Origin of the sequence: Actinomycetospora lutea, assembly GCF_028737205.1 — a bacterium.
GTDB lineage: Bacteria > Actinomycetota > Actinomycetes > Mycobacteriales > Pseudonocardiaceae > Actinomycetospora > Actinomycetospora lutea.
In genome coordinates, this window is sequence record NZ_JAQZAL010000008.1 from 166,528 (window position 1) to 185,731 (window position 19,204).

Below are 19,204 nucleotides of genomic sequence, written 5' to 3' on the forward strand. Positions count from 1 at the left end.
GACCGACTCGGGTCCGCGCACGAGGCACGTCCCCCGTCGAGAGGCAGGTACTCAAGAAGGGACCCTCGCGCTCGGGGAGAGAGCGGCCGAGGGCCCTCAGTTCGTGGCGTCCACGTGCGCCCAGTGGTCGTGGTACGACGTCGAGCGGTCGACCGGTGACGGTCACTCCACTCTCCGGGACCAGCGGGCTGGCGACGTGACCGCTTGCCGTGCGCGTCGAACTCGTCCGCGCCGGGGGTCTCCGAGCCCTGTCCGGGCGGCGTTACCCTCCATCGCGACGTACCTGCGGGCCGCCTCGACTCACCGGGCACCGGCCGCAGCCGCGACTCCGACCAATGGCGCGAACGACGCCGGACGAACGGGGGACGCCATGCTTCTTGCAGCCGCTGCAGCCCTCTCGCACGCGATCTTGGGGGCGGCGCTCTACCTGATCGGTCGCCGCCACGGCGCTCGCCGACGACCACCCCAGCGTGTACGGGTCGAGCTGCCGCGCGGTCAGCATTCCCGGGCTCCCGGCCACCAGGACACGCCTCTCCTCGCACACCACGTGCGCTGACTGGGCGTCGCGGTCACCGCCAAAGGGTCCCACGGTCGCCACCGCTCTATCCGGACCAAGGTGCCCTTCGCTCAGAACTCCCGAGGCTGCTCGCGCCCGCGACACCCCGCCGGCTCAGGCCAGTCCCAGCACCGCGAGCGTCGTGCGGGCCGCGTCGCCGCCCTCGCTCTCGGCGAGGTCGAGCGCGCCGGGCACGTCGAGGTCGTCGAGCAGCCGCTCGAGCACCGCGCCGCCGGCCACCTCCGACCCGTCGCGCCGGGCCGCCGCGGCGTAGAGCCGTTCCAGGCGCGCGGCGGCCTCGTCGAGCGCTCCCACGGTGACGTCCCACGGCTGCGCCCAGGGCCGGTCGAGCAGGAGCAGGCGCACGGCGGCGGCCGGGTGGGTCTCGAGCAGCTCGCCGACGAGCAGCAGGTTCCCCGCCGACTTGGCCATCTTCTCGCCGTCCACGCGCACCGTCCCGACGTGCAGGCGGGCGCGGGCGAACGGCGCGACCCCGGTCAGCGCCTCGACCATCGCGGCCTGCGTGGTGTGGTGCGGGTGGCGCAGGTCGGCGCCCCCGATGTGCAGGTCGACCGAGGAGCCCAGGACGGTGAGCGCCATCGCGGCGCACTCCGCGTGCCAGCCGGGGCGCCCGGCGCCCCACGGGCTGGGCCACGCGGCCTCACCCGGGGTGGCGGGTCGCCAGACGAGGGCGTCGGCGGGGTCGTCGGCGTCGGGCCAGGGCGCCTCGCTGGAGGTCTCGTCGCCGGCGAGGTCGACGGCGGGCAGGTGGGACGACCGGAACAGCACCGCCCCGTCCCGCTCGTACGCCGCGTCCCGCTCCAGCAGGCCCGCGGCGAGCGCCACGACGCCGTCGACGTGGTTGTGGGCGCGCGGCTCGTGGGTCGGCGGGCGCACCCCGAGGGCGGCCATGTCGCGGTCGAAGCGGAACTGCCCCACCGCGGCGAAGCTGTCGAACCGCGCCCCGGCCCGCTCGGCGGCGGCGTCGAGGACGTCGTCGACGTCGGTGACGTTGCGGCAGCTGATCACCTCGATGCCGATGCGCCGCAGCACGCGGGCGGCGACGTCCGCCCACACGAAGGTGGAGGCGTGACCGAGGTGGGTGGTGTCGTAGGGCGTGATCCCGCAGATGTAGGCGCGGGCGCGCCCCACCAGTGGCAGCGGTGCGCCGGCCAGGCGCAGCGACGGGATCGTCACCGGGTCCTCCCCGTACGCCGGGCCGCCCGGCGCCACTGCACCATCCGCCCGAGTCCGGGGATGGCGAGCAGGAGCACCCCGGCGATCGCGGCGAACAGCAGCCAGATGCCGAGCGGCAGGGTGGCCTCCAGGCCGAGGAACACGACGCGGGCCGGGTCGAGGTTCTGGAGGATGAAGACCAGCAGGAACACGAGCACCACGGCGCCGAGGATCAGCCCGATCCAGGCGCCCCCGATCCGCGTGCGGCCCGGCGACGTCCGGACCCGCGGGCGCGCGGCGGCCGCCCCGTCCGGGATCGTCACGGGCTCCGAGGGCGGCCCGGACGGACGATCACCGGCCAGCTCGGCCCGCGTCACCGCGCCGGTGCCGGGCGTGGTGGGCCCGTCGGCGGGCGACGGCGCGCCGTACCGGGACTGCTCGCTCATACCCGCCATCTTCGCGCGTCCCGGCGCCGGGCGTGAGCCCGGGCGAGCGCCGTCCTCGACCAGAAGCGTTGATGATCGCAACACGACTCATCATGTCGTCGACATATGGCTCCGGCCCGCCCACCCGCGTCTGGCGGCCGCCGGCTGCCTCACACCGCCACGGCCTCCATGAGGTGGCGCGTCGCGCCCACCGGGACCGTGTCGACGAGACGCAACCCCGCGCGCTCGAACACGACCCGCCACTCGGGCGCCGTCCGCTCACGCCCCCCGTTCGACACCAGCATCATGAGGTCGAGGAACTTCGTGAGCGGGTCCTCGCCGGGTGGCCCGACGACCGCGTCGACGACGAGCACGCGGCCCTCCGGCCCGAGCGCGTCCCGGGCCGTGTGCAGGATCCGGACGGCGTCGTCGTCCGGCCAGTCGTGCAGCACCGCCGGGGCGCCGGCCACCACGTGTTCCTGGTCGGCGAGCACCCCCCGCACCCCGGGGTACGCGGCGAGCACGGCGGCGAGGACCGCGCCCGTGCCGCCGCCGACGTCGGCCAGGCACCCGTACCGCCCGAAGTCGTGGCCCACGACGAGGCGCGCGGAGTCGGCGCGGGAGAAGGTGCGCATCGCGGCGTCGAAGAGCTCGCCCTGCTCCGGGTGCTGCCGGCGGTACTCCCAGACGTCCATGCCGAGGGCGTGCTCGGCCGCCGTCTCGCCGGTCCGCACGGTGTGCGGGAGGTCGCCCCAGGCCCGCCACTCGTCGTCGGCGCCGAACATGCGGGCCGCCGGGTCGACCGAGAGCGGGTGGTCGCGGCGCAGGTACTCGCCCATCGCCGTCAGGGCGAACCGCCCGTCGTCGTCCTCGGCGAACACCCCGATCGCGGCCAGCGCGCGCAGGAGCCGGTAGAGCGTCGGGCCGTGGCTGCCCGTCGCCGCCGCGAGGCTCGCGACGTCACGCGGTCCGTCACGCAGCAGGTCGGCGACACCGAGCTGCGCCGCGACCGTGACGGCGCGCGAGCGCTCGTAGCCGCGCACGATGCCCAGCAGGTCCAGGTACTCCTGCGACGTCACCTCGGACACGGCTTCCCCCCGTCCTCGCGGCGACCAGCATCCACCCGGGGCTCGCGCAACGACAGGGTCGATCAGCAGGGTCGATCAGCAGGGTCGGTCAGCGCGCCACGGCCACCGTCACCCCGCGTCCGCGGCGCTTGGGCGTCACGAGCACACCGTCGCCGCCCTGGTCGCGGGCCGCGAGCAGGGCGGCCGCCTCGGCGACGCTGCCGGTGCCGGTGAGGCGGCGGACGACGGCCGAGGGGCTGGGGACGTCGACGGTGTCGAGCACGCTCGCGGGGTAGGTCCGCAGCAGGCGCCCGGACGCGAGGGCCACGACCGCCGGCTCCGCACCCCGCGTGTCGATCGTCGCGAGCACGTCGAACCCGGGCAGCGCGAGCGCCGAGACCGCCTCCTGCAGGTGCGCCGGCGGCGTGCCCGGCTCGATCCCGACACCCAGGACCAGCATCACGGGACCGGCATCTACGGCGTCACCAGGGCGTCGAGCACGTCGGCGACGTGGTCCTGGATCGAGAGGTGTCCGGTGCCGGGCAGGCGGTGCAGGCGCCCGACGCCGGCCGGCAGACGGGAGGCGATGTCCTCGGCGTGGTGCATCGGCACCATGGCGTCGTCCTCGCCCTGGAAGATCTCGACCGGCGCCGTGATCGCCGCCCAGTCGAGGTGCCACGGGCTCGCCCAGAGCCGGTACTCCTCCATGACGCCCGCGGGGCCCTGGCGCAGCGACTCCACGAAGAACGACATCTCCTCGTGGGGCGAGCGGCGGGCGAGGAACTCGCGGTCGGGCTCCGTGAGCTCCGCGGAGATCTGCGAGATCGCGGTCGTGGGCGCCACCCGTGACGCCCACTTCTGCAGGCGCAGCATCATCGCCTCGCGCCGGGGGTGGTCGTCGAGGCCGTCGAGCATCTCGAGGTCGGACGGCGCGAGACCCTCGCGTGCACCCGGACGGTCGTCGATCGGGCCCGCGCCCGCCATGAGCGCCGTGCCCGTGAGCCGGGGCCCGCAGCCGGCGGCGCAGGACAGCGCGAACGGGCCGCCCGCGGAGTAGCCGACGGTCGCGAAGCGGTCGATGCCGAGGGCGTCGGCCAGCGCGAGGATCTCCGCCGCGTAGCCCGCGATCGTGCGGCCGGGCACCGGGTCGGAGCGCCCGATGCCGCCGCGGTCGGGGCAGAGGACCCGCAGCCCACGCTCGCGCGCAGGCCCGTCGGTGAACTCCTTGCCCAGGCGGCTGTCGGGCGTGCCGTGGAAGAAGAAGACCGGCGCGCCCGCCGGATCGCCGTGCTCCGCGAGGGCGACGGTGCGCCCGTGGACGGTGACGGTCACGAGGGCCTCCGGCCGGGTGACTGGTTCGGGTCGTCGGGACGAGCCCTACCACTCAGGTGGCTCAGCCATCGAGCGACACCGCCGGGTCGGCCCGCCGGGTGCGTGTGCAGGTAGGAGGCGTGGACGCCCCCGGCCACGAACCCCTCGGGCTCGGCGCCGTCCCAGCGCCAGGCGGGTGCCGCGCCGGCCCGCGGGGTGGTCACGGTGCGGTGGAACTCGTGGCCGGTGACGGTCTCACCGGCCGCGGCGAGCGGGGAGTCGGCGCACGCGGTGGCGGTCCGGTAGCCCAGCGCCAGGCGCGGTCCCATGGCGGCGTCGGCGTCGAGCACCCCGCACATCGGCGCGCCGTCCAGGGAGCGGGCGAGGTAGAGCAGCCCGCCGCACTCGGCGTGCACCGCGCCGCCCGCGGCCGCGAACGCGCGGACGTCCTCGCGCAGGGCGGAGTTGGCGCCGAGGGCCTCGGCGTGCTCCTCGGGGAAGCCGCCCGGCAGCACGAGCCCGGCCGTGCCCGGGGGCAGGGCGGTGTCGTGGACGGGGTCGACGGTGACGACCTCCGCCCCGCCGGCGGCCAGGAGCTCGACGTGCTCGGGGTAGCCGAAGGTGAACGCCGCTCCCCCGGCGACGGCGACCACCGGGTCCCCGGGGACGACCGGACCGACCGCCGCGGCCGCGTCCCACGCCGCCGTCCACGTGGCCGGGGCCGACCGGGCGAGGGCGGCGACGGCGTCGAGGTCGACGTGGTCGGCGACGAGGCCCGCCATCGCGTCGACGGCCGACCGCGCCGCGGCGCCGTGCTCGGCCGCGGTGACCAGCCCGAGGTGCCGCGACGGCACCGCCAGCTCGGCGTGGCGGGGCAGGACGCCGAGCACGGGCAGGGCGACCTCGGCGCACGCGGCGCGGAGGATCTCCTCGTGGCGGTGCGAGCCGACGCGGTTGAGGATCACCCCGCCCAGGCGCAGGCGCGGGTCGAAGTCCCGGAACCCGGCGAGCAGCGCGGCGACCGAGCGGGACTGCCCGCGCGCGTCCACCACGAGCACGACGGGGGCGCCGAGCATGCGGGCGACGTGCGCCGTCGAGCCGTCGCCGTCCGGAGACGCGTCGATCCGCCCGTCGAACAGCCCCATCACGCCCTCGATCACGGCCAGCTCGGCGCCGCGCGCGCCGTGGACGACGAGACCGGGCAGCGTCGCGGGGTCGACGAGGACGGGGTCGAGGTTGCGGCCGGGGCGCCCGGCGGCGAGGGCGTGGTAGCCGGGGTCGACGTAGTCGGGACCGACCTTGAACGGGGCGACGGCGCTGCCGCGGGCGGCGAGGGCGCCGAGCAGCCCGGTCGCGACGGTGGTCTTGCCGCTGCCCGACGACGGCGCCGCGACGACGACCCGGGGCGGAAGCGCTCTCACGGGGTCGAGCTCCGCTCCGCTTCGTCTCTCACCACTCGATCCCCTTCTGCCCCTTCTGCCCCGCGTCCATCGGGTGCTTGATCTTGGTCATCTCGGTGACGAGGTCGGCGGCGTCGATCAGGGCCGGCGGGGCGTCGCGGCCGGTGACGACGACGTGCTGGTGGCCGGGACGCTCGGTGAACGTGGCGACCACCTCGTCGACGTCGATCCAGCCCCACTTCAGCGGGTAGGTGAACTCGTCGAGCACGTAGAAGTCGTGCGCGCCCGCCTCGAGCCGGCGCCGGATCTCCGCCCAGCCCTCCCGCGCGGCCGCGGCGTGGTCCTCCTCGGACCCCTGCTTGCGCGACCAGGACCAGCCCTCGCCCATCTTGTGCCACTCGACCGGCCCGCCCTGACCGGTGTCGCGGTGCAGGTCACCGAGGGCGCGCAGGGCGGTCTCCTCGCCCACGCGCCACTTCGCCGACTTGACGAACTGGAACACCGCGATCGACGACCCGGCGGTCCACTGCCGCAGCGCGAGGCCGAACGCGGCGGTGGACTTGCCCTTGTTCACGCCCGTGTGCACGACGAGCAGCGGCCGACGGCGGCGCTGGCGCGTCGTCAGCCCGTCGTTCGGGACGGTGCTCGGAACCCCCTGCGGCACGGCAACCCTCCTTCTCCGTGTGAGCGGAATTCACGGCCATCGCCGTGAATTCCGCTCACGAGGCCCGGAACTGCTCCACGACGCCGGCGACCGACTCGCCGGTCAGCTCGTCGAGGGTCACGACGATGCCGCCGGCGACGCGCGCCACCCGGCCGGCGAGCCCGAGGCGCACGGGCCCGGACTCGCAGTCGACGACGACCGTGCTCATGCTCGCGCCCCGCCCGGCCGCCCCGGCGTCCCGCGCCAGCCCCCGCGCCGCGTCGAGGGCCGCGTCCAGCCCGCCGGAGCTCGTCGCACGCCCGTCGGTGAGCACCACGAGCAGCCCCCGTCGGCGCGGGTCGCGGGTGCGCTCGGTGCGCAGCACGGCGCGGGCGGTGCGCAGCCCGTCGGCGAGCGGGGTGCGCCCGCCGGTGCGCAGGTCGTGCAGGCGGGCGTGGGCCGTGTGCACGGAGGTGGTCGGCGGGAGCGCCACGCTCGCCGCCGTGCCCCGGAACGTGACGACGCCGACGCGGTCGCGGCGCTGGTAGGCGTCGCGGAGCAGGGCGGCGACGGCCCCGGTCACCGCCGACATCCGCCGCCGCGCCGCCATCGATCCCGACGCGTCGACGCAGAACAGCACGAGGTTGCCCTCGCGGCCCTCGCGCACGGCGTGCCGCAGGTCCTCGCGCGCCACGCGCGCGCCCCGCCCGGCGGCCGCGAGCACGGTGGCGGGCACGTGCAGGGTGGTGTCGTCGCGGGCGTCCGGCACCGCGCGCACCGTCCGGCCCTGCCGCCCGCGGGCGCGCGAGCGACGGCCCGGCGCGCCCTCCCCGGTGCCGCGGACCTCGAACCGGCGCGCCGCGAGCCGCGTCCGGGTGGGCGCGCCGACGGGGACGCCCGCGGGCTCGGGCTCGGGCTCCGCGGATCCGGGCGAGGACGAGGGCGGCGGCGACGGCGACGGCGGCGGCGACCCCTCCGCGGGCGGGCTCGTGGGCGCCTCGCCCGACGACGGCCGCGGCGCGCCCCCGCCGCCCGGTCCGCTCCCGCCGTCGTCCGGGCCGCCGCCGTCGTCGTCGGGGCCGCCCTCGGGTCCCTCCGGCGGCTCGGGGGGCGCCGGTGGCTCCGGTGGCTCCGGCTCCTGGGAGGCCGCCTCGTCCGCCCGGTCCATCGCCTCGTCGAGCTCGTCCTCGCCGAGGTGCGGCTCGTCGAACGGGTCGCGGCGGCGCCGGTGCGGCAGGGCGAGGCGGGCCGCGGCGCGGACGTCGGCGGCGTCGACCGCGTCGGCCCCGCGCCAGGCGGCGTGGGCGACCGCGGTGCGGGCCAGCACGACGTCGGCGCGCATCCCGTCGACCTCGACCTCCGCGCACAGCGCCGAGATCCGCACGAGCTCGGCGTCCGGCAGCGCGATCGAGCCGAGGCGCGCGCGGGCGTCGACGAGCCGGGAGCGCAGGGCGTCCTCGTCGCCGGCGAAGCGGGCGGCGAAGGCGTCGGGGTCGGCGTCGTGCGCCAGCCGGCGCCGCACGACCTCGGTGCGCTCGGCGACGTCGCGCGAGGCGGTGACGTGCACGGTGAGCCCGAAGCGGTCGAGCAGCTGCGGGCGCAGCTCGCCCTCCTCCGGGTTCATGGTCCCGACCAGCAGGAACGCCGCCGGGTGGGTCAGCGAGACGCCGTCGCGCTCGACGGTGGCGCGCCCGGTGGCGGCGGCGTCGAGGAGCAGGTCGACGAGGTGGTCGTGGAGCAGGTTGACCTCGTCGACGTAGAGCACGCCGCGGTGGGCGGCGGCGAGCAGCCCGGGCCGCACGGTCGTGCGCCCGTGGGCGAGGACCTCCTCGAGGTCGAGCGACCCGATGACGCGGTCCTCGGACGCCCCGACGGGCAGCTCCACCAGGCGCACCGGCCGGCGCTCGCGGGGCGCGTCGGCGGCGAAGGGGCCGTCGGGGCTCTCCTCGCCCGCCTCGGTGTCGACGGAGAAGCGGTCGGCGGTGACGACCTCGACCGGCGGCAGCAGCGTGGCGAGCGCGCGCACGATCGTCGTCTTCGCGGTGCCCTTCTCCCCGCGCACCAGCACGCCGCCGATGCCCGGGTCGACCGCGGTGAGCATGAGGGCGGTTCGCAGGTCCTCGTGGCCGACGACGGCCGAGAACGGGAAGCCCAAGGGGTGTCCTCGCAGGGGGTGGGAGACGGAGTGGGGCGGGAGCGACGGCCGACCCTAACCCACGACATCTGAGCGCCCGCTGAGATGACTGCGACAGGGATGTGCCTCCGCGGAGCGGGACCCGGACCGGGGGCAGGGGCCCGGGTCCCGTCTCCGTGTCGTCGGACCGGTCTGCCCTCCGGTCCGGACGTCCCTCAGGACAGCTGGGGCATCAACCGGGTGCTCACCGCGGCGACCCGCACGTAGTAGCCCGGCTTGCCGGCGCGGGCGCAGCCGTCGCCGAACGACGTGACGCCGATGAGCTTGCCGGCGGCCACCAGCGGCCCGCCGGAGTCGCCCTGGCAGGAGTCCACGCCGCCCTGGTCGAACCCCGCGCACGTCAGCCGGCGCGCGTCGAACGACCGGTCGCCCGAGCGGCAGTAGTCGTCGCCGCGCATCGGCACGGTCGCGGTCAGCAGGTACCGCGAGGGTGCGCCGCTCTCGGCGGTGGTGCCCCAGCCGAGGATCTGGGCGGCGCGCCCGTCCTGGTACAGCGTCTCGTCGCCCGGCCCGGCCAGCGGCAGGGGCGTGCGCGTGCTGGGGGTCTCGAGCGTGAGCACCGCGAGGTCGGTGCCCCGCCCGACACCCTCGAACTCCGGGCTGACCCAGACCGAGCGCACGCCCGAGGTCTCGCCGACGGCGGACTGCTTGTCGTCGCGGCCGGTGACCACCCGGGTCTGCGCGGCGGTCGTGCTGGCCATGCAGTGGGCCGCGGTGAGCACCTTGGTCGGCGTGACCAGCGTGCCGCCGCAGAACTGGAAGCCCGCGGCGTCGGTGAGGAACACCGCCCACGGGTTCTCGTCGGTGGTCGTGCGCGCGCCCCCGACGACGCGGACGCCGGCGTCGACGACGAGCCCCGAGCCGCCGGAGTCCCCGCCGTCGCCCGGGGGAGGCGGCGTCCCGTCCGCCGCCCGGGCACCGGCGGCCCCGGCCAGCGCGAGGAGGAGGGTCACCCCGGCGAGCACGAGCGCACGGCCCGTCCAGCCCGTGACCCGCCCACCGCGCACGCCGTTCGACATCCGGTCCGCCCCTTCGCCCAGGTCCGTCCGGCGGCTCGCTACTGCGCTGATCGACCCAGTAGGAGCTGCCGTTGGCCGCAGACCACAGCAGCCGCCCGGACGCCGGACAAGGCGCCGAGAGGAAGGTTCGCTCCGCCGAGCGACGACGAACGGTCGATCTCCGTCGGTAAACGACCCCGACGGGTGGCGATCGGCCGTCGAGCGGTCATCGTTCGTCGACGAACGGAGCGTCGACCGACCGTTCGTCGCGGCCGTCCCGCGCGGGTGACCCTCGTCGGCCGGACCGCACCGACATCGGTGGCGCACTACCGTGGGGTCCGTGCCCCACCACGACCTGGTCATCATCGGCACCGGCTCCGGCAACACGATCCCGGACGAACGGTTCGCCGACATGGACGTGGCGATCATCGAGCACGGCGTCTACGGCGGGACCTGCCTCAACGTGGGCTGCATCCCGACCAAGATGTACGTGTACGCCGCGGACGTCGCCGAGACGATCCGGCGCGCGGGCACCCTCGGCGTCGACGCCTCGATCGACAAGATCCGGTGGGCGGACATCCGCGACCGCGTGTTCGGGCGGATCGACCCGATCTCGGCGGGCGGGCAGCGCTACCGGCAGGGCCAGGAGGGCACCACGGTCTACCTGGGCCACGCCCGCTTCGCCGCGGAGCGCACGCTGGCGGTGACGCCCACCGAGGGCCCCACCGGCAACAGAGCGCCGGTGGAGGTCACCGGCGAGCGCGTCGTCGTCGCCGCCGGCGCCCGGCCGGCGATCCCCGAGGTCATCGCCTCGAGCGGCGTGCCGTTCCACACCTCGGACACCGTCATGCGCCTCGACGAGGTCCCGCGCCGCCTGACGATCATCGGTGGCGGCTACATCGCGGCCGAGTTCGCGCACGTGTTCTCCGCCCTCGGTTCCGAGGTCACCCTCGCCACCCGCGGGCCCGCGCTGCTGCGCGAGCAGGACGAGGAGGTCTCGGCGCGGTTCACCGAGCTCGCCGCCGGCCGCTGGAACGTCCTGCTCGAGGCCGCCCCCACCGCGCCGCCCGAGCAGCGCGGCGACGGCACGATCGTCGTGCACACCCACCAGGGCCCGATCGAGGGCGACGCGCTGCTCGTGGCCACCGGGCGCATCCCCAACAGCGACCGCCTCGACGCCGCCGCCGGCGGGCTCGCGCTGCACAGCGACGGCCGGATCGTCGTCGACGACCAGCAGCGCACCACCGCCCCCGGCGTCTGGGCGCTCGGCGACGTGAGCTCGGAGTTCCAGCTCAAGCACGTCGCCAACCACGAGGCCGCGGTCGTGCGGCACAACCTGCTCCACCCCGACGAGCCGCGTGCGACCAACAACGCGCACGTGCCGGCGGCGGTGTTCACCGAGCCGCAGATCGCCTCGATCGGCCTGCGCGAGCAGGACTGCCGCGACCGCGGCATCCCCTACGTCACCAAGGTCCAGCGCTACGGCGACGTCGCCTTCGGCTGGGCGATGGAGGACACCACCGGCATCGTCAAGATCGTCGCCGCGCCGGACGGCACCCTGCTCGGCGCCCACCTCATGGGCCCGGAGGCCTCGTCGCTCGTCCAGCCGCTCATCCAGGCGATCACGTTCGGCCTCGACGCGCGGACCATGGCCGAGAAGCAGTACTGGATCCACCCGGCGCTGCCCGAGGTGATCGAGAACGCCCTGCTCGGGCTCCCGCTCGATCCCGAGCAGGAGTGACCGTCACTCGGTCCGCCGGAACCGCCACACGGCCAGCGCCAGCAGGAGCACGCAGCACGCGAGCGTGATGAGGATCTGCACGCCCACCGGCACCGGCCAGGTCCCCCAGACGATGCCCGGGTCGAACCGGGCGCGGGTGGCGGCGTCGACGTCGAGGTGGTCGAACACCACCGAGCGCAGGGGCTCGACGGCGTAGGTCATCGGGTTGACGTGGGTCAGCACCGCGAGCCACGTCGGCAGTCCCGAGAGCGGGAAGAGCGCGCCGGACAGGAACATCAGCGGTGTGATCACGAGCTGGACCAGCGGCATCGCCGACTGGACCTGGCGCACCCGCGCCGCCAGCACGAGCCCCAGCGAGGTGATCATGAAGCCCATCAGGAAGATCAGCCCGATCATCGCCAGCAGCATGAGCGGGTCGTAGGGCACGCCGACGAGCCCGGCCAGCGCGAGCAGCACGAGGCACTGCAGGGTCGCGACGGTCGCGCCGCCGAGCGCCTTCCCGACGAGGATCGACGCCGTGGACACCGGCGCGACGAGCATCTCGCGCAGGAACCCGAACTCGCGGTCCCAGACGATCGAGATGCCGGCGAACGCCGCGGTGAACAGCACCGAGATCGCCATGACCCCGGGGAACAGGAACGTCGTGAACCCCACGGAGCCGCCGGCGCTGCTGTTGAGCAGGGAGCCCAGGCCGGTCCCGAGCACGAACAGGAACAGCAGCGGCTGGGCGAGCGAGGACAGGATGCGCGAGCGGTCCTTGACGAACCGGATCATCTCGCGCTGCCACACCACGGTCGCGGCGCGCGCCTCGGTGGCGAGGCCGCTCTCGGGGACGTGCAGGGCCTCGGGTCGCAGCGTGGTGGTCATCAGCGCCTCATCCGCATCGCCGTGGGGTGCATCGACGGGCCCGCCTCGGCGTCGCGGATCGTCGTGCCGGTGTGGGCCAGGAACACGTCGTCGAGGCTGGGCCGGGTGACGGTGACCGAGCGGATGGCGACCCCGTGGGCCCCGAGCCGGTCGAACAGCCGCGGGACGAAGCCGGCGCCGTCGGGCACCGCGATCGTCACCGCGCCCTCGCGCACCGCCGGATCGAGCCCGAGCTCGGTGCGCAGCGTCCGCTGCGCCGCCTCGTCGTCGTCGGTGGTGATCGTGACCCGGTCGGCCCCGACCTGCGCCTTGAGGGCGTCCGGGGTGTCGAGGGCGACGATCCGGCCCTCGTTCATGATCGCGATCCGGTCGCAGTGCTCGGCCTCGTCCATGTAGTGGGTGGTGACGAAGACCGTGATCTCCTCCCGGCCGAGATCCCTGTCGTTGCGGTGGAGCTCGGCGACGTAGTCCCAGATCGTGCCGCGCGTCTGCGGGTCGAGCCCGATCGTCGGCTCGTCGAGGAAGAGCACCTGCGGCGAGTGCAGCAGCCCGCGGGCGATCTCGAGGCGCCGGCGCATGCCGCCGGAGTAGGTGCGCACCTCGTCGCCGCGGCGCTCCCAGAGCCCGACCATGCGCAGGACCTCCTCGCGGCGGGCCGGCGCGCGGCGCCGGTCGACGCCGTAGAGCTCCTGGTGGAAGCGCAGGTTCTGCTCACCCGACATCGGGGCGTCGAGGGTCGGGTCCTGGAAGACCAGGCCGATCCGCCGGCGCACCGCGGCGCGATCGCGCACGACGTCGAGCCCCACGACCTCGGCGTGGCCCTCGGTCGGCTCGACGAGGGTGCACAGGATGTTGATCGTCGTCGACTTGCCCGCGCCGTTCGGCCCGAGGAAGCCGAACGTCTCCCCGCGCGCGACCTCCAGGTCGATGCCACGGACGGCCTCGACGTTCCCGTAGCGCTTCACCAGGCCGCGGACCGCGACCGCCGGTGCGTCCATCCCCTGCCCTCCTCTAACGGTGTTAGAGACGCTACTCTGACGGTGTTAGAGACGGCAAGGAGGTTCCGTGGCCGCACGCAAGGCCCTCACCCGCGACGACGTCGTCGACGCCGCCGTCCACCTCCTGGCCGAGGTCGGCCTCGAGGGCCTGTCCCTGCGCCGCCTCGCCCGCGACCTGGGGGTGAGCGCGCCGACCCTCTACTGGCACGTCACCGACAAGCGCACGCTGCTCGACCACGTCGCCGAGCGCCTGCTCCTCGACCAGTGGCGGGTGACGCCGCTGACGCCGGGCGAGGACTGGGCGGAGTGGCTGCGCGAGCGCGCGACGGTGCAGTACCGCGCGCTGATCGCCCACCGCGACGCCGCGCGGGTGCTCGCCGGCAACCGGCCGACCGAGGCGGCGATGCCGGCCGTCGAGGAGGTGCTCGGCACGCTCGTGGGCGCCGGGTTCACCCCGGCACAGGCGTTCGCGTCGATCCAGGCCGTCGGCAACCTCGTCATCGGCTCGGCGCTGGAGTACCAGGCGGAGCGCGAGCGGGACGCCACCACGGACCGCACCGCGGGGGACGGCCCCGCCCACGACCCGGACCGCTTCCCCCACCACTCCGCGCTCGCCGCGCTGCTCGCCGACCGCCCGGACCACGGCGCCGACCACGACGCGCTGTTCCGCCACGGCCTCGACCTCATGATCGCCGGGCTGCGGGTGCAGCAGGCGGGCACCGTCACGCACGCCGGCTAGCCACCTCAGTCGCGCTTGCGGTGCTCCTCGCCGGGGATCGGGCGCGGGTCCTCCTGCGCCTCCTCGGCGTCGGCGCGCTCGGCCTCGTCCCGCTCGCGACGCTCGGTGCCCGGCAGCGAGGTGTCCCGATCGGCGTCGGCCACCCGGCCGCGCCGCTCCGTCGCGGCCAGCGAGTCGTCGCGCTCCGCGGTCTCCTCGGCCGCGCGCTCGCGCTGGACGGCCTCGGGGAGCGAGGGCTCACCCTCCGTGTCGGACCGCCTGTGCTCCGCCATCGGGCCTCCCGTCGACGTCGGTGTCCTCGCTACCGTCCGGCGCCGGACGCACCACGTCAAGAGGCCGGACGGTCCACCCCGCGGATCTCCGCACCCCTGCAGGCCCGGCCGCAGCACACAGCGTCCCGCGGCCCGGGAGGATCAGCTCGCCGAGCTCCCGCCCGATCTCCTCGGCCGCGAGCCGGCCGTCGGGACGGAGCCGGCGGTACGCCGAGCCGGCCGTGCCGACGATCGCGGAGGTCGGCGGCGCGTCCGGGCGGGGTCAGGGCAGGCCGACCGCGGTCGCCGCGGCGTCGGCGACCGCGTCGAAGTAGGCGTCGCGGTCGACGACGACGTTCTCGTACTGCCCGAACAGCTCGAACCCGACGGTGCCGTAGAGCTGCGTCCAGGCCACGACGGCGGGCACCGCGAGCGCGGGCGACAGGCCGGGCAGCACGTCCGCACGGAGCACCTCCGGCCAGCCCGCGCCCGCCCCCGGGTCGCCGTGCTCGGCGACGATCGCGGCGAGCACGAGGCCGACGCGCCCGGCGGCCGGGATCGTCTCGGCCGGCGCGGCGTACCCGGGCACCGGCGAGCCGTAGATCAGCGCGTACTCCGCGGGATGCTCGCGCGCCCAGGTCCGCACGGCCCGCCACACCGCGCGCCACTGATCCCGCGGCGGCGCGTCGGTGTCGCGGGCGGCCTCGGCGCGCTCCCCCACCGCGTCGTAGGCCTCGACGATGAGCAGGGTCAGCAGCTCGTCGCGGCTGGCGACGTACCGGTAGACCGCCGACGACACCATGCCGACCTCGCGCGCCACCGAGCGCAGCGAGAGCGCGGCCGCGCCCTGCTCGGCGAGCTGGCGGTGCGCCTCGTCGAGGATCGCGCGACTGGTCTCGGCGCGCGCCCGCGCGCGGGTCCCGGAGGGCATGGCCGGCATCGTGCCACAAAGTGAGAGCACCGCTCTTGACGTGGCGCCGCGACGGGAGAACACTCGTCAGCGAGCGAGAGCACTGCTCTCGCCATCGACGAGGAGGACCTCATGGCCGCCACCCACTACCGCGCCCCCGGCGCGATCACCCGTCGCGTCATGAACCCGATCGTCGCCGGACTGACGCGCCTCGGCCTGCCGCTGGCGGGTTCCGCGGTCCTCGGCGTCCGCGGGCGCACGAGCGGCGAGGTGCGCACCACCCCGGTCAACCCGCTGACCCTCGAGGGCCGCCGCTACCTCGTCGCCGCCCGGGGCCACACCCAGTGGGTCCGCAACCTGCGCGTGGCCGGCGAGGCCGAGCTCACGGTCGGCCGGCGCACCGAGACCGTGCGCGCCACCGAGCTGGCCGACCCGGACGCCGCGGCCGAGAAGGTGCGGGTCCTGCGCGCCTACCTGCGCGCCTGGGCCTGGGAGGTCGGGGCGTTCTTCGACGGCGTCGACGCGGACGCGAGCGACGAGGAGCTCGCGGCGATCGCCGACCGCCACCCCGTGTTCGTGATCACGTCCCGGTGATACCAGCCGGTAACCACCGCCTCGCGCCCCCGCCCGGACCGATATCGTCGCGGGCATGTCCGGTGAGCGTGAGCACGAGCTGGTCCTGTTCGGCGCGACGAGCTTCGTCGGGGAGCTGACGGCCGCCTACCTCGCCCGCAGCGCCCCCGCCGGCACGCGGATCGCGCTGGCCGGACGCTCGCGCGAGCGCCTGGAGAAGGTCCGCGACCGGCTTCCCGCGCCCGGCGGCGACTGGCCGATCATCGTGGCCGACACCGGCGACGCCGACGCCCTCGCCCGGATGGCCGCGTCCACGACCGCGCTCGCCACGACGGTCGGCCCCTACGCCAAGTACGGCCTGCCCGTGGTCGAGGCGTGCGCCGCGGCCGGCACCCACTACGCCGACCTCACCGGCGAGGTCCAGTTCGCCCGCGAGGCCATCGACCGCTGCGACGAGACGGCGCGCGCGAACGGCGCGCGGATCGTGCACTCGTGCGGCTACGACTCGATCCCCTCGGACCTCGCCGTGCTGCTGCTGCACAGCCGCGTGCAGGCCGACGGGGAGGGCGAGCTCACCGACGTCACCGCCATCGTCCGGGTCCGCGGCGGCGTCTCCGGGGGCACGATCGACTCGATGAAGGGGCTCGCCGACGGCGCGCGCGCCGACCGGTCGCTGTTCACGCTCATGCGTGACCCGTTCGGCCTCTCCCCCGAGCGCGACGCCGAGCCCGACACCCGCCAGCCCAGCGACAACCCCACCCCGCACCGGGTCGACGGCCGCTGGGTGGCCCCGTTCGTCATGGCCTCGTACAACACCCGCATCGTGCGCCGGTCCAACGCCATCGCGGGCTACGCCTACGGCAAGGGCCTGCGCTACGGCGAGGTGATGGGCGCCGGCAGCGGCCCCGTCGGCGCCGTCACCGCGGGCGCGATCACCGCCGGGCTGGGCGCGCTGCTGGCGGGGCTGTCCACGCCGGGCGTGCGCCAGGTCCTCGACCGCGTGCTGCCCAAGCCCGGCGAGGGCCCGAGCGAGAAGACCCGCGAGAACGGGTGGTTCCGCCACGACGTCGAGGCGACGACGACTACCGGCGCCCGCTACACCGCGCGGGTCTCGGGCTCGGGCGACCCGGGCTACGCCGCCACCGCGGTGATGCTCGGCGAGAGCGGGCTCTGCCTCGCCCTCGACGGCGACCGCCTGCCCGAGCGCGCCGGCTCGCTCACCCCCGCGACGGCGATGGGGCCGGCGCTGGTCGAGCGCCTGCGCACCGCCGGGCACGTCTACGACGTGGCGCGCGCCTGACCGGTCGTCGTCCGGACGCCGGGCAGCCCCGCCGGCGCGCCGTCGGTGATCAGCCGCTCCAGCGCGTCGGTGTCGAGGTTCTTCTCGACCAGGTCGCCGAGCAGGTCGAGCTGGGCGGCGCGCACGGCGGCGTAGGACACACCGGGCGCGGCGGCGAACTCCCGCCCGGCGGCCGCGGCGGCGCGGGCGAGCAGGCGCCGGCGCAGGGCGTCGTTCTCGAGCAGGCCGTGGGCGTGGGTGCCGAGCACGTGCCCGGCGTCCATGCCCTCCGGTCGGCCCTCGGGCGTCCCGTCGGCCAGGGTGACCAGCGGCGGACCGCTCCCCCGCAGCTCGCGCCCGTGGTGGATCTCGTAGAACGCCACCGGCTCGCCGAGCGCGGTGCCGCGCGGGGTGCCGAGGTGCTTGGCGACGTCGAAGGTCACCTCGACGTCGAGCAGCCCCAGCCCGTCGACCGTGCCGGGCGCGGCCTCGACCCCGTGCGGGTCGTGGATGCGCCGGCCCAGCATCTGGTAGCCGCCGCAGACCCCGAGCACGGGCCGGCCCGCGCGGGCGTGCGCCACGACGGCGTCGGCCAGCCCGCTCGCGCGCAGCCAGGCCAGGTCGGCGACGGTCGTCTTGGAGCCGGGCAGCACGACGAGGTCGGCGTCGGCCAGGCGCGAGGGCTCGGTCACCCACCGCACGGCCACCCCGGGCTCGCTGCTCAGCGCGTCGACGTCGGTGCCGTTGGAGACCCGCGGCAGGCGCACGACGGCGACGCGCAGCCAGTCCCGCCCGCGCGGCGGGGCCGGGCGCCCGACGACGCCGTCGGCGACGTGGCCCAGCGAGTCCTCGGCGTCGAGCCAGAGCTCGGGGCTCCAGGGCAGCACCCCGAGTGTCGGGCGCCCGGTCAGCGCGCGCAGCTGCTCGAGGCCGGGGGCGAGCAGGGCGGGGTCGCCGCGGAACTTGTTGACGATCCAGCCCGCGACCAGCGCCTGGTCGGCCGGCTCGAGGACGGCGAGCGTGCCGAACAGGTGCGCGAGCACCCCGCCGCGGTCGATGTCGCCGACCACGACCACCGGGAGGTCGGCCGCGCGCGCGAGGCCCATGTTGGCGATGTCGCTGGCCCGCAGGTTGATCTCCGCGGGCGACCCGGCGCCCTCGCAGACCACGACGTCGTGCGCCGCGCGCAGCTCGGCGAGGGTGTCGACGACGACCTCGAGCAGCGCCGCCTTGCGCTCCCGGTAGCTCGCCGCCGACACCGTCCCGTCGACGACCCCGCGCACCACCACCTGCGAGCTGCGGTCGCTGCCCGGCTTGAGCAGCACGGGGTTGAACAGCACGCTCGGGGCGAGCCCGCACGCCGCGGCCTGCAGCGCCTGCGCGCGCCCGATCTCCCCGCCGTCGGCGGTGACCACGCTGTTGTTGGACATGTTCTGCGCCTTGAACGGCGCCACGTCGACGCCGCGGCGGTGCAGCCAGCGGCAGATCCCGGCGACCAGGACGCTCTTGCCCGCGTCCGACGTCGTGCCCGCGACGAGCAGGGCGCCGGTCATCGATGGTCCGGCTCCGCTCCGCTCCGCGTCCGTCACCAGTCGGGGAGCCCCGCGAGCCCCGGCAGACCGTCGAGGGAGTGCTGGTTCTTCTCGGCGCGGTAGGTCCGCAGCCACTCCGGGCTGCGGCGCTCGGCCCACGAGTCGAGCAGCTCGCGGTCGCCCTCGAGCTCCATGCGCGGCACCGCGTACCCGCAGGCGTCGGCGACGCGGGTGACGTCGACGGTGACGACGCCGCGGGCCTCGGTGCGCCGGGACGCGAGCCCCATCGCGAACGGCTCGAGCGCCGCGTCGAACCCCGGCTCGCCGCGGGTCACCACCCGCCCGCGGCCGTGCAGGCGCACGACGTTCGGCGTGCCGTCGAACGAGCAGAACATGACGCAGATGCGGCCGTTCTCGCGCAGGTGGGCGATCGTCTCCACACCGCTCGCGGTCATGTCCGTGCCGACGAAGAACACCGGCTGCGCGCCGATCCAGCGCGCCAGGCGGGGCTCGATGCGCTCGTCGACCGTGGCCACGTCCGCAG

General features: G+C 75.8%; 19 protein-coding genes. 4 read left to right on the plus strand and 15 right to left on the minus strand.

Annotated features, from left to right (window positions below):
* Positions 1-670 precede the first annotated feature (670 nt).
* The 9 genes from PHK61_RS11290 to PHK61_RS11330 form a co-directional block, all read right to left on the minus strand.
* The gene (locus PHK61_RS11290) at positions 671-1,753 is read right to left on the minus strand and encodes a cysteine--tRNA ligase (protein WP_274281063.1); all 1,083 of its coding nucleotides are present in this window, start codon (positions 1,751-1,753) and stop codon (positions 671-673) included.
* Positions 1,750-2,178 carry a LapA family protein gene (locus PHK61_RS11295; protein WP_274281064.1) on the minus strand — a complete coding sequence of 143 codons (429 nt, stop codon included), beginning with the start codon at positions 2,176-2,178 and terminating at the stop codon, positions 1,750-1,752. The genes PHK61_RS11290 and PHK61_RS11295 overlap by 4 nt, the downstream gene beginning before the upstream one ends.
* Before the next feature lie 149 nt (positions 2,179-2,327).
* Complete coding sequence (locus tag PHK61_RS11300; RefSeq protein ID WP_274281065.1) at positions 2,328-3,245, minus strand: methyltransferase; 918 nt, start codon at positions 3,243-3,245, stop codon at positions 2,328-2,330.
* Positions 3,246-3,333: 88 nt separating this feature from the next.
* A complete protein-coding gene (locus tag PHK61_RS11305; RefSeq protein ID WP_274281107.1) occupies positions 3,334-3,684 on the minus strand; it encodes a cobalamin biosynthesis protein in 351 nt (116 codons plus the stop codon).
* Between the two features lie 14 nt (positions 3,685-3,698).
* Positions 3,699-4,556 (minus strand): alpha/beta fold hydrolase, encoded by an 858-nt coding sequence (locus PHK61_RS11310; protein WP_274281066.1) that lies wholly within the window; start codon positions 4,554-4,556, stop codon positions 3,699-3,701.
* Positions 4,553-5,956, minus strand: a complete 1,404-nt coding sequence (locus tag PHK61_RS11315; protein ID WP_274281067.1) for a cobyrinic acid a,c-diamide synthase CobB — start codon at positions 5,954-5,956, stop codon at positions 4,553-4,555. The genes PHK61_RS11310 and PHK61_RS11315 overlap by 4 nt, the downstream gene beginning before the upstream one ends.
* A 28-nt stretch (positions 5,957-5,984) precedes the next feature.
* Positions 5,985-6,599, minus strand: coding sequence for a cob(I)yrinic acid a,c-diamide adenosyltransferase (gene cobO, locus PHK61_RS11320; RefSeq protein WP_274281068.1), 615 nt, complete (start codon positions 6,597-6,599; stop codon positions 5,985-5,987).
* A gap of 55 nt (positions 6,600-6,654) precedes the next feature.
* On the minus strand, positions 6,655-8,733 hold the full coding sequence (locus PHK61_RS11325) for a VWA domain-containing protein (protein WP_274281069.1): 2,079 nt from the start codon (positions 8,731-8,733) through the stop codon (positions 6,655-6,657).
* A 194-nt stretch (positions 8,734-8,927) separates the two neighbouring features.
* On the minus strand, positions 8,928-9,791 hold the full coding sequence (locus PHK61_RS11330; protein ID WP_274281070.1) for a S1 family peptidase: 864 nt from the start codon (positions 9,789-9,791) through the stop codon (positions 8,928-8,930).
* A gap of 319 nt (positions 9,792-10,110) precedes the next feature.
* On the opposite strand from PHK61_RS11330, the gene PHK61_RS11335 reads away from it, so the two are divergent.
* The gene (locus PHK61_RS11335; RefSeq protein WP_274281071.1) at positions 10,111-11,511 is read left to right on the plus strand and encodes a mycothione reductase; all 1,401 of its coding nucleotides are present in this window, start codon (positions 10,111-10,113) and stop codon (positions 11,509-11,511) included.
* Between the two features lie 3 nt (positions 11,512-11,514).
* Here the strand turns inward: PHK61_RS11335 and PHK61_RS11340 are convergent, their stop codons facing one another.
* Positions 11,515-12,378 (minus strand): ABC transporter permease, encoded by an 864-nt coding sequence (locus PHK61_RS11340; RefSeq protein WP_274281072.1) that lies wholly within the window; start codon positions 12,376-12,378, stop codon positions 11,515-11,517.
* On the minus strand, positions 12,378-13,376 hold the full coding sequence (locus PHK61_RS11345) for an ATP-binding cassette domain-containing protein (RefSeq protein ID WP_274281073.1): 999 nt from the start codon (positions 13,374-13,376) through the stop codon (positions 12,378-12,380). Before PHK61_RS11345 ends, PHK61_RS11340 begins: the two co-directional genes overlap by 1 nt.
* A gap of 67 nt (positions 13,377-13,443) precedes the next feature.
* Between PHK61_RS11345 and PHK61_RS11350 the strand changes: the two genes are divergently transcribed.
* Positions 13,444-14,115: a TetR/AcrR family transcriptional regulator C-terminal domain-containing protein gene (locus tag PHK61_RS11350; protein WP_274281074.1), complete on the plus strand. Its 672-nt coding sequence runs from the start codon at positions 13,444-13,446 to the stop codon at positions 14,113-14,115.
* A gap of 5 nt (positions 14,116-14,120) precedes the next feature.
* Here PHK61_RS11350 and PHK61_RS11355 read toward each other — a convergent pair whose 3' ends face one another.
* Positions 14,121-14,387: a hypothetical protein gene (locus PHK61_RS11355; RefSeq protein WP_274281075.1), complete on the minus strand. Its 267-nt coding sequence runs from the start codon at positions 14,385-14,387 to the stop codon at positions 14,121-14,123.
* A 262-nt stretch (positions 14,388-14,649) separates the two neighbouring features.
* On the minus strand, positions 14,650-15,297 hold the full coding sequence (locus tag PHK61_RS11360; protein ID WP_274281076.1) for a TetR/AcrR family transcriptional regulator: 648 nt from the start codon (positions 15,295-15,297) through the stop codon (positions 14,650-14,652).
* A gap of 111 nt (positions 15,298-15,408) precedes the next feature.
* Between PHK61_RS11360 and PHK61_RS11365 the strand changes: the two genes are divergently transcribed.
* Together PHK61_RS11365 and PHK61_RS11370 are read left to right on the plus strand one after the other, a co-directional pair.
* Positions 15,409-15,870 (plus strand): nitroreductase/quinone reductase family protein, encoded by a 462-nt coding sequence (locus PHK61_RS11365; RefSeq protein WP_274281077.1) that lies wholly within the window; start codon positions 15,409-15,411, stop codon positions 15,868-15,870.
* Positions 15,871-15,925: 55 nt separating this feature from the next.
* Complete coding sequence (locus PHK61_RS11370) at positions 15,926-17,149, plus strand: saccharopine dehydrogenase family protein (protein ID WP_274281078.1); 1,224 nt, start codon at positions 15,926-15,928, stop codon at positions 17,147-17,149.
* Here the strand turns inward: PHK61_RS11370 and PHK61_RS11375 are convergent.
* Positions 17,128-18,681, minus strand: a complete 1,554-nt coding sequence (locus PHK61_RS11375) for a cobyric acid synthase (protein WP_274281079.1) — start codon at positions 18,679-18,681, stop codon at positions 17,128-17,130. The genes PHK61_RS11370 and PHK61_RS11375 overlap by 22 nt on opposite strands.
* Before the next feature lie 32 nt (positions 18,682-18,713).
* Entirely contained in the window at positions 18,714-19,196 is a 483-nt protein-coding gene (locus PHK61_RS11380) for a pyridoxamine 5'-phosphate oxidase family protein (RefSeq protein WP_274281080.1), read from the minus strand.
* Positions 19,197-19,204: the final 8 nt, after the last annotated feature.

Excerpts from the sequence above, each read along its gene's own strand:
- PHK61_RS11295 (WP_274281064.1), bottom strand. The coding sequence starts at position 2,178 with ATGAGCGAGCAGTCCCGGTACGGCGCGCCGTCGCCCGCCGACGGGCCC.
- PHK61_RS11305 (WP_274281107.1), bottom strand. The coding sequence starts at position 3,684 with ATGCTGGTCCTGGGTGTCGGGATCGAGCCGGGCACGCCGCCGGCGCAC.
- PHK61_RS11330 (WP_274281070.1), bottom strand. The coding sequence starts at position 9,791 with ATGTCGAACGGCGTGCGCGGTGGGCGGGTCACGGGCTGGACGGGCCGT.
- PHK61_RS11340 (WP_274281072.1), bottom strand. The coding sequence starts at position 12,378 with ATGACCACCACGCTGCGACCCGAGGCCCTGCACGTCCCCGAGAGCGGC.
- PHK61_RS11345 (WP_274281073.1), bottom strand. The coding sequence starts at position 13,376 with ATGGACGCACCGGCGGTCGCGGTCCGCGGCCTGGTGAAGCGCTACGGG.
- PHK61_RS11355 (WP_274281075.1), bottom strand. The coding sequence starts at position 14,387 with ATGGCGGAGCACAGGCGGTCCGACACGGAGGGTGAGCCCTCGCTCCCC.
- PHK61_RS11360 (WP_274281076.1), bottom strand. The coding sequence starts at position 15,297 with ATGCCCTCCGGGACCCGCGCGCGGGCGCGCGCCGAGACCAGTCGCGCG.
- PHK61_RS11365 (WP_274281077.1), top strand. The coding sequence starts at position 15,409 with ATGGCCGCCACCCACTACCGCGCCCCCGGCGCGATCACCCGTCGCGTC.
- PHK61_RS11370 (WP_274281078.1), top strand. The coding sequence starts at position 15,926 with ATGTCCGGTGAGCGTGAGCACGAGCTGGTCCTGTTCGGCGCGACGAGC.
- PHK61_RS11375 (WP_274281079.1), bottom strand. The coding sequence starts at position 18,681 with ATGACCGGCGCCCTGCTCGTCGCGGGCACGACGTCGGACGCGGGCAAG.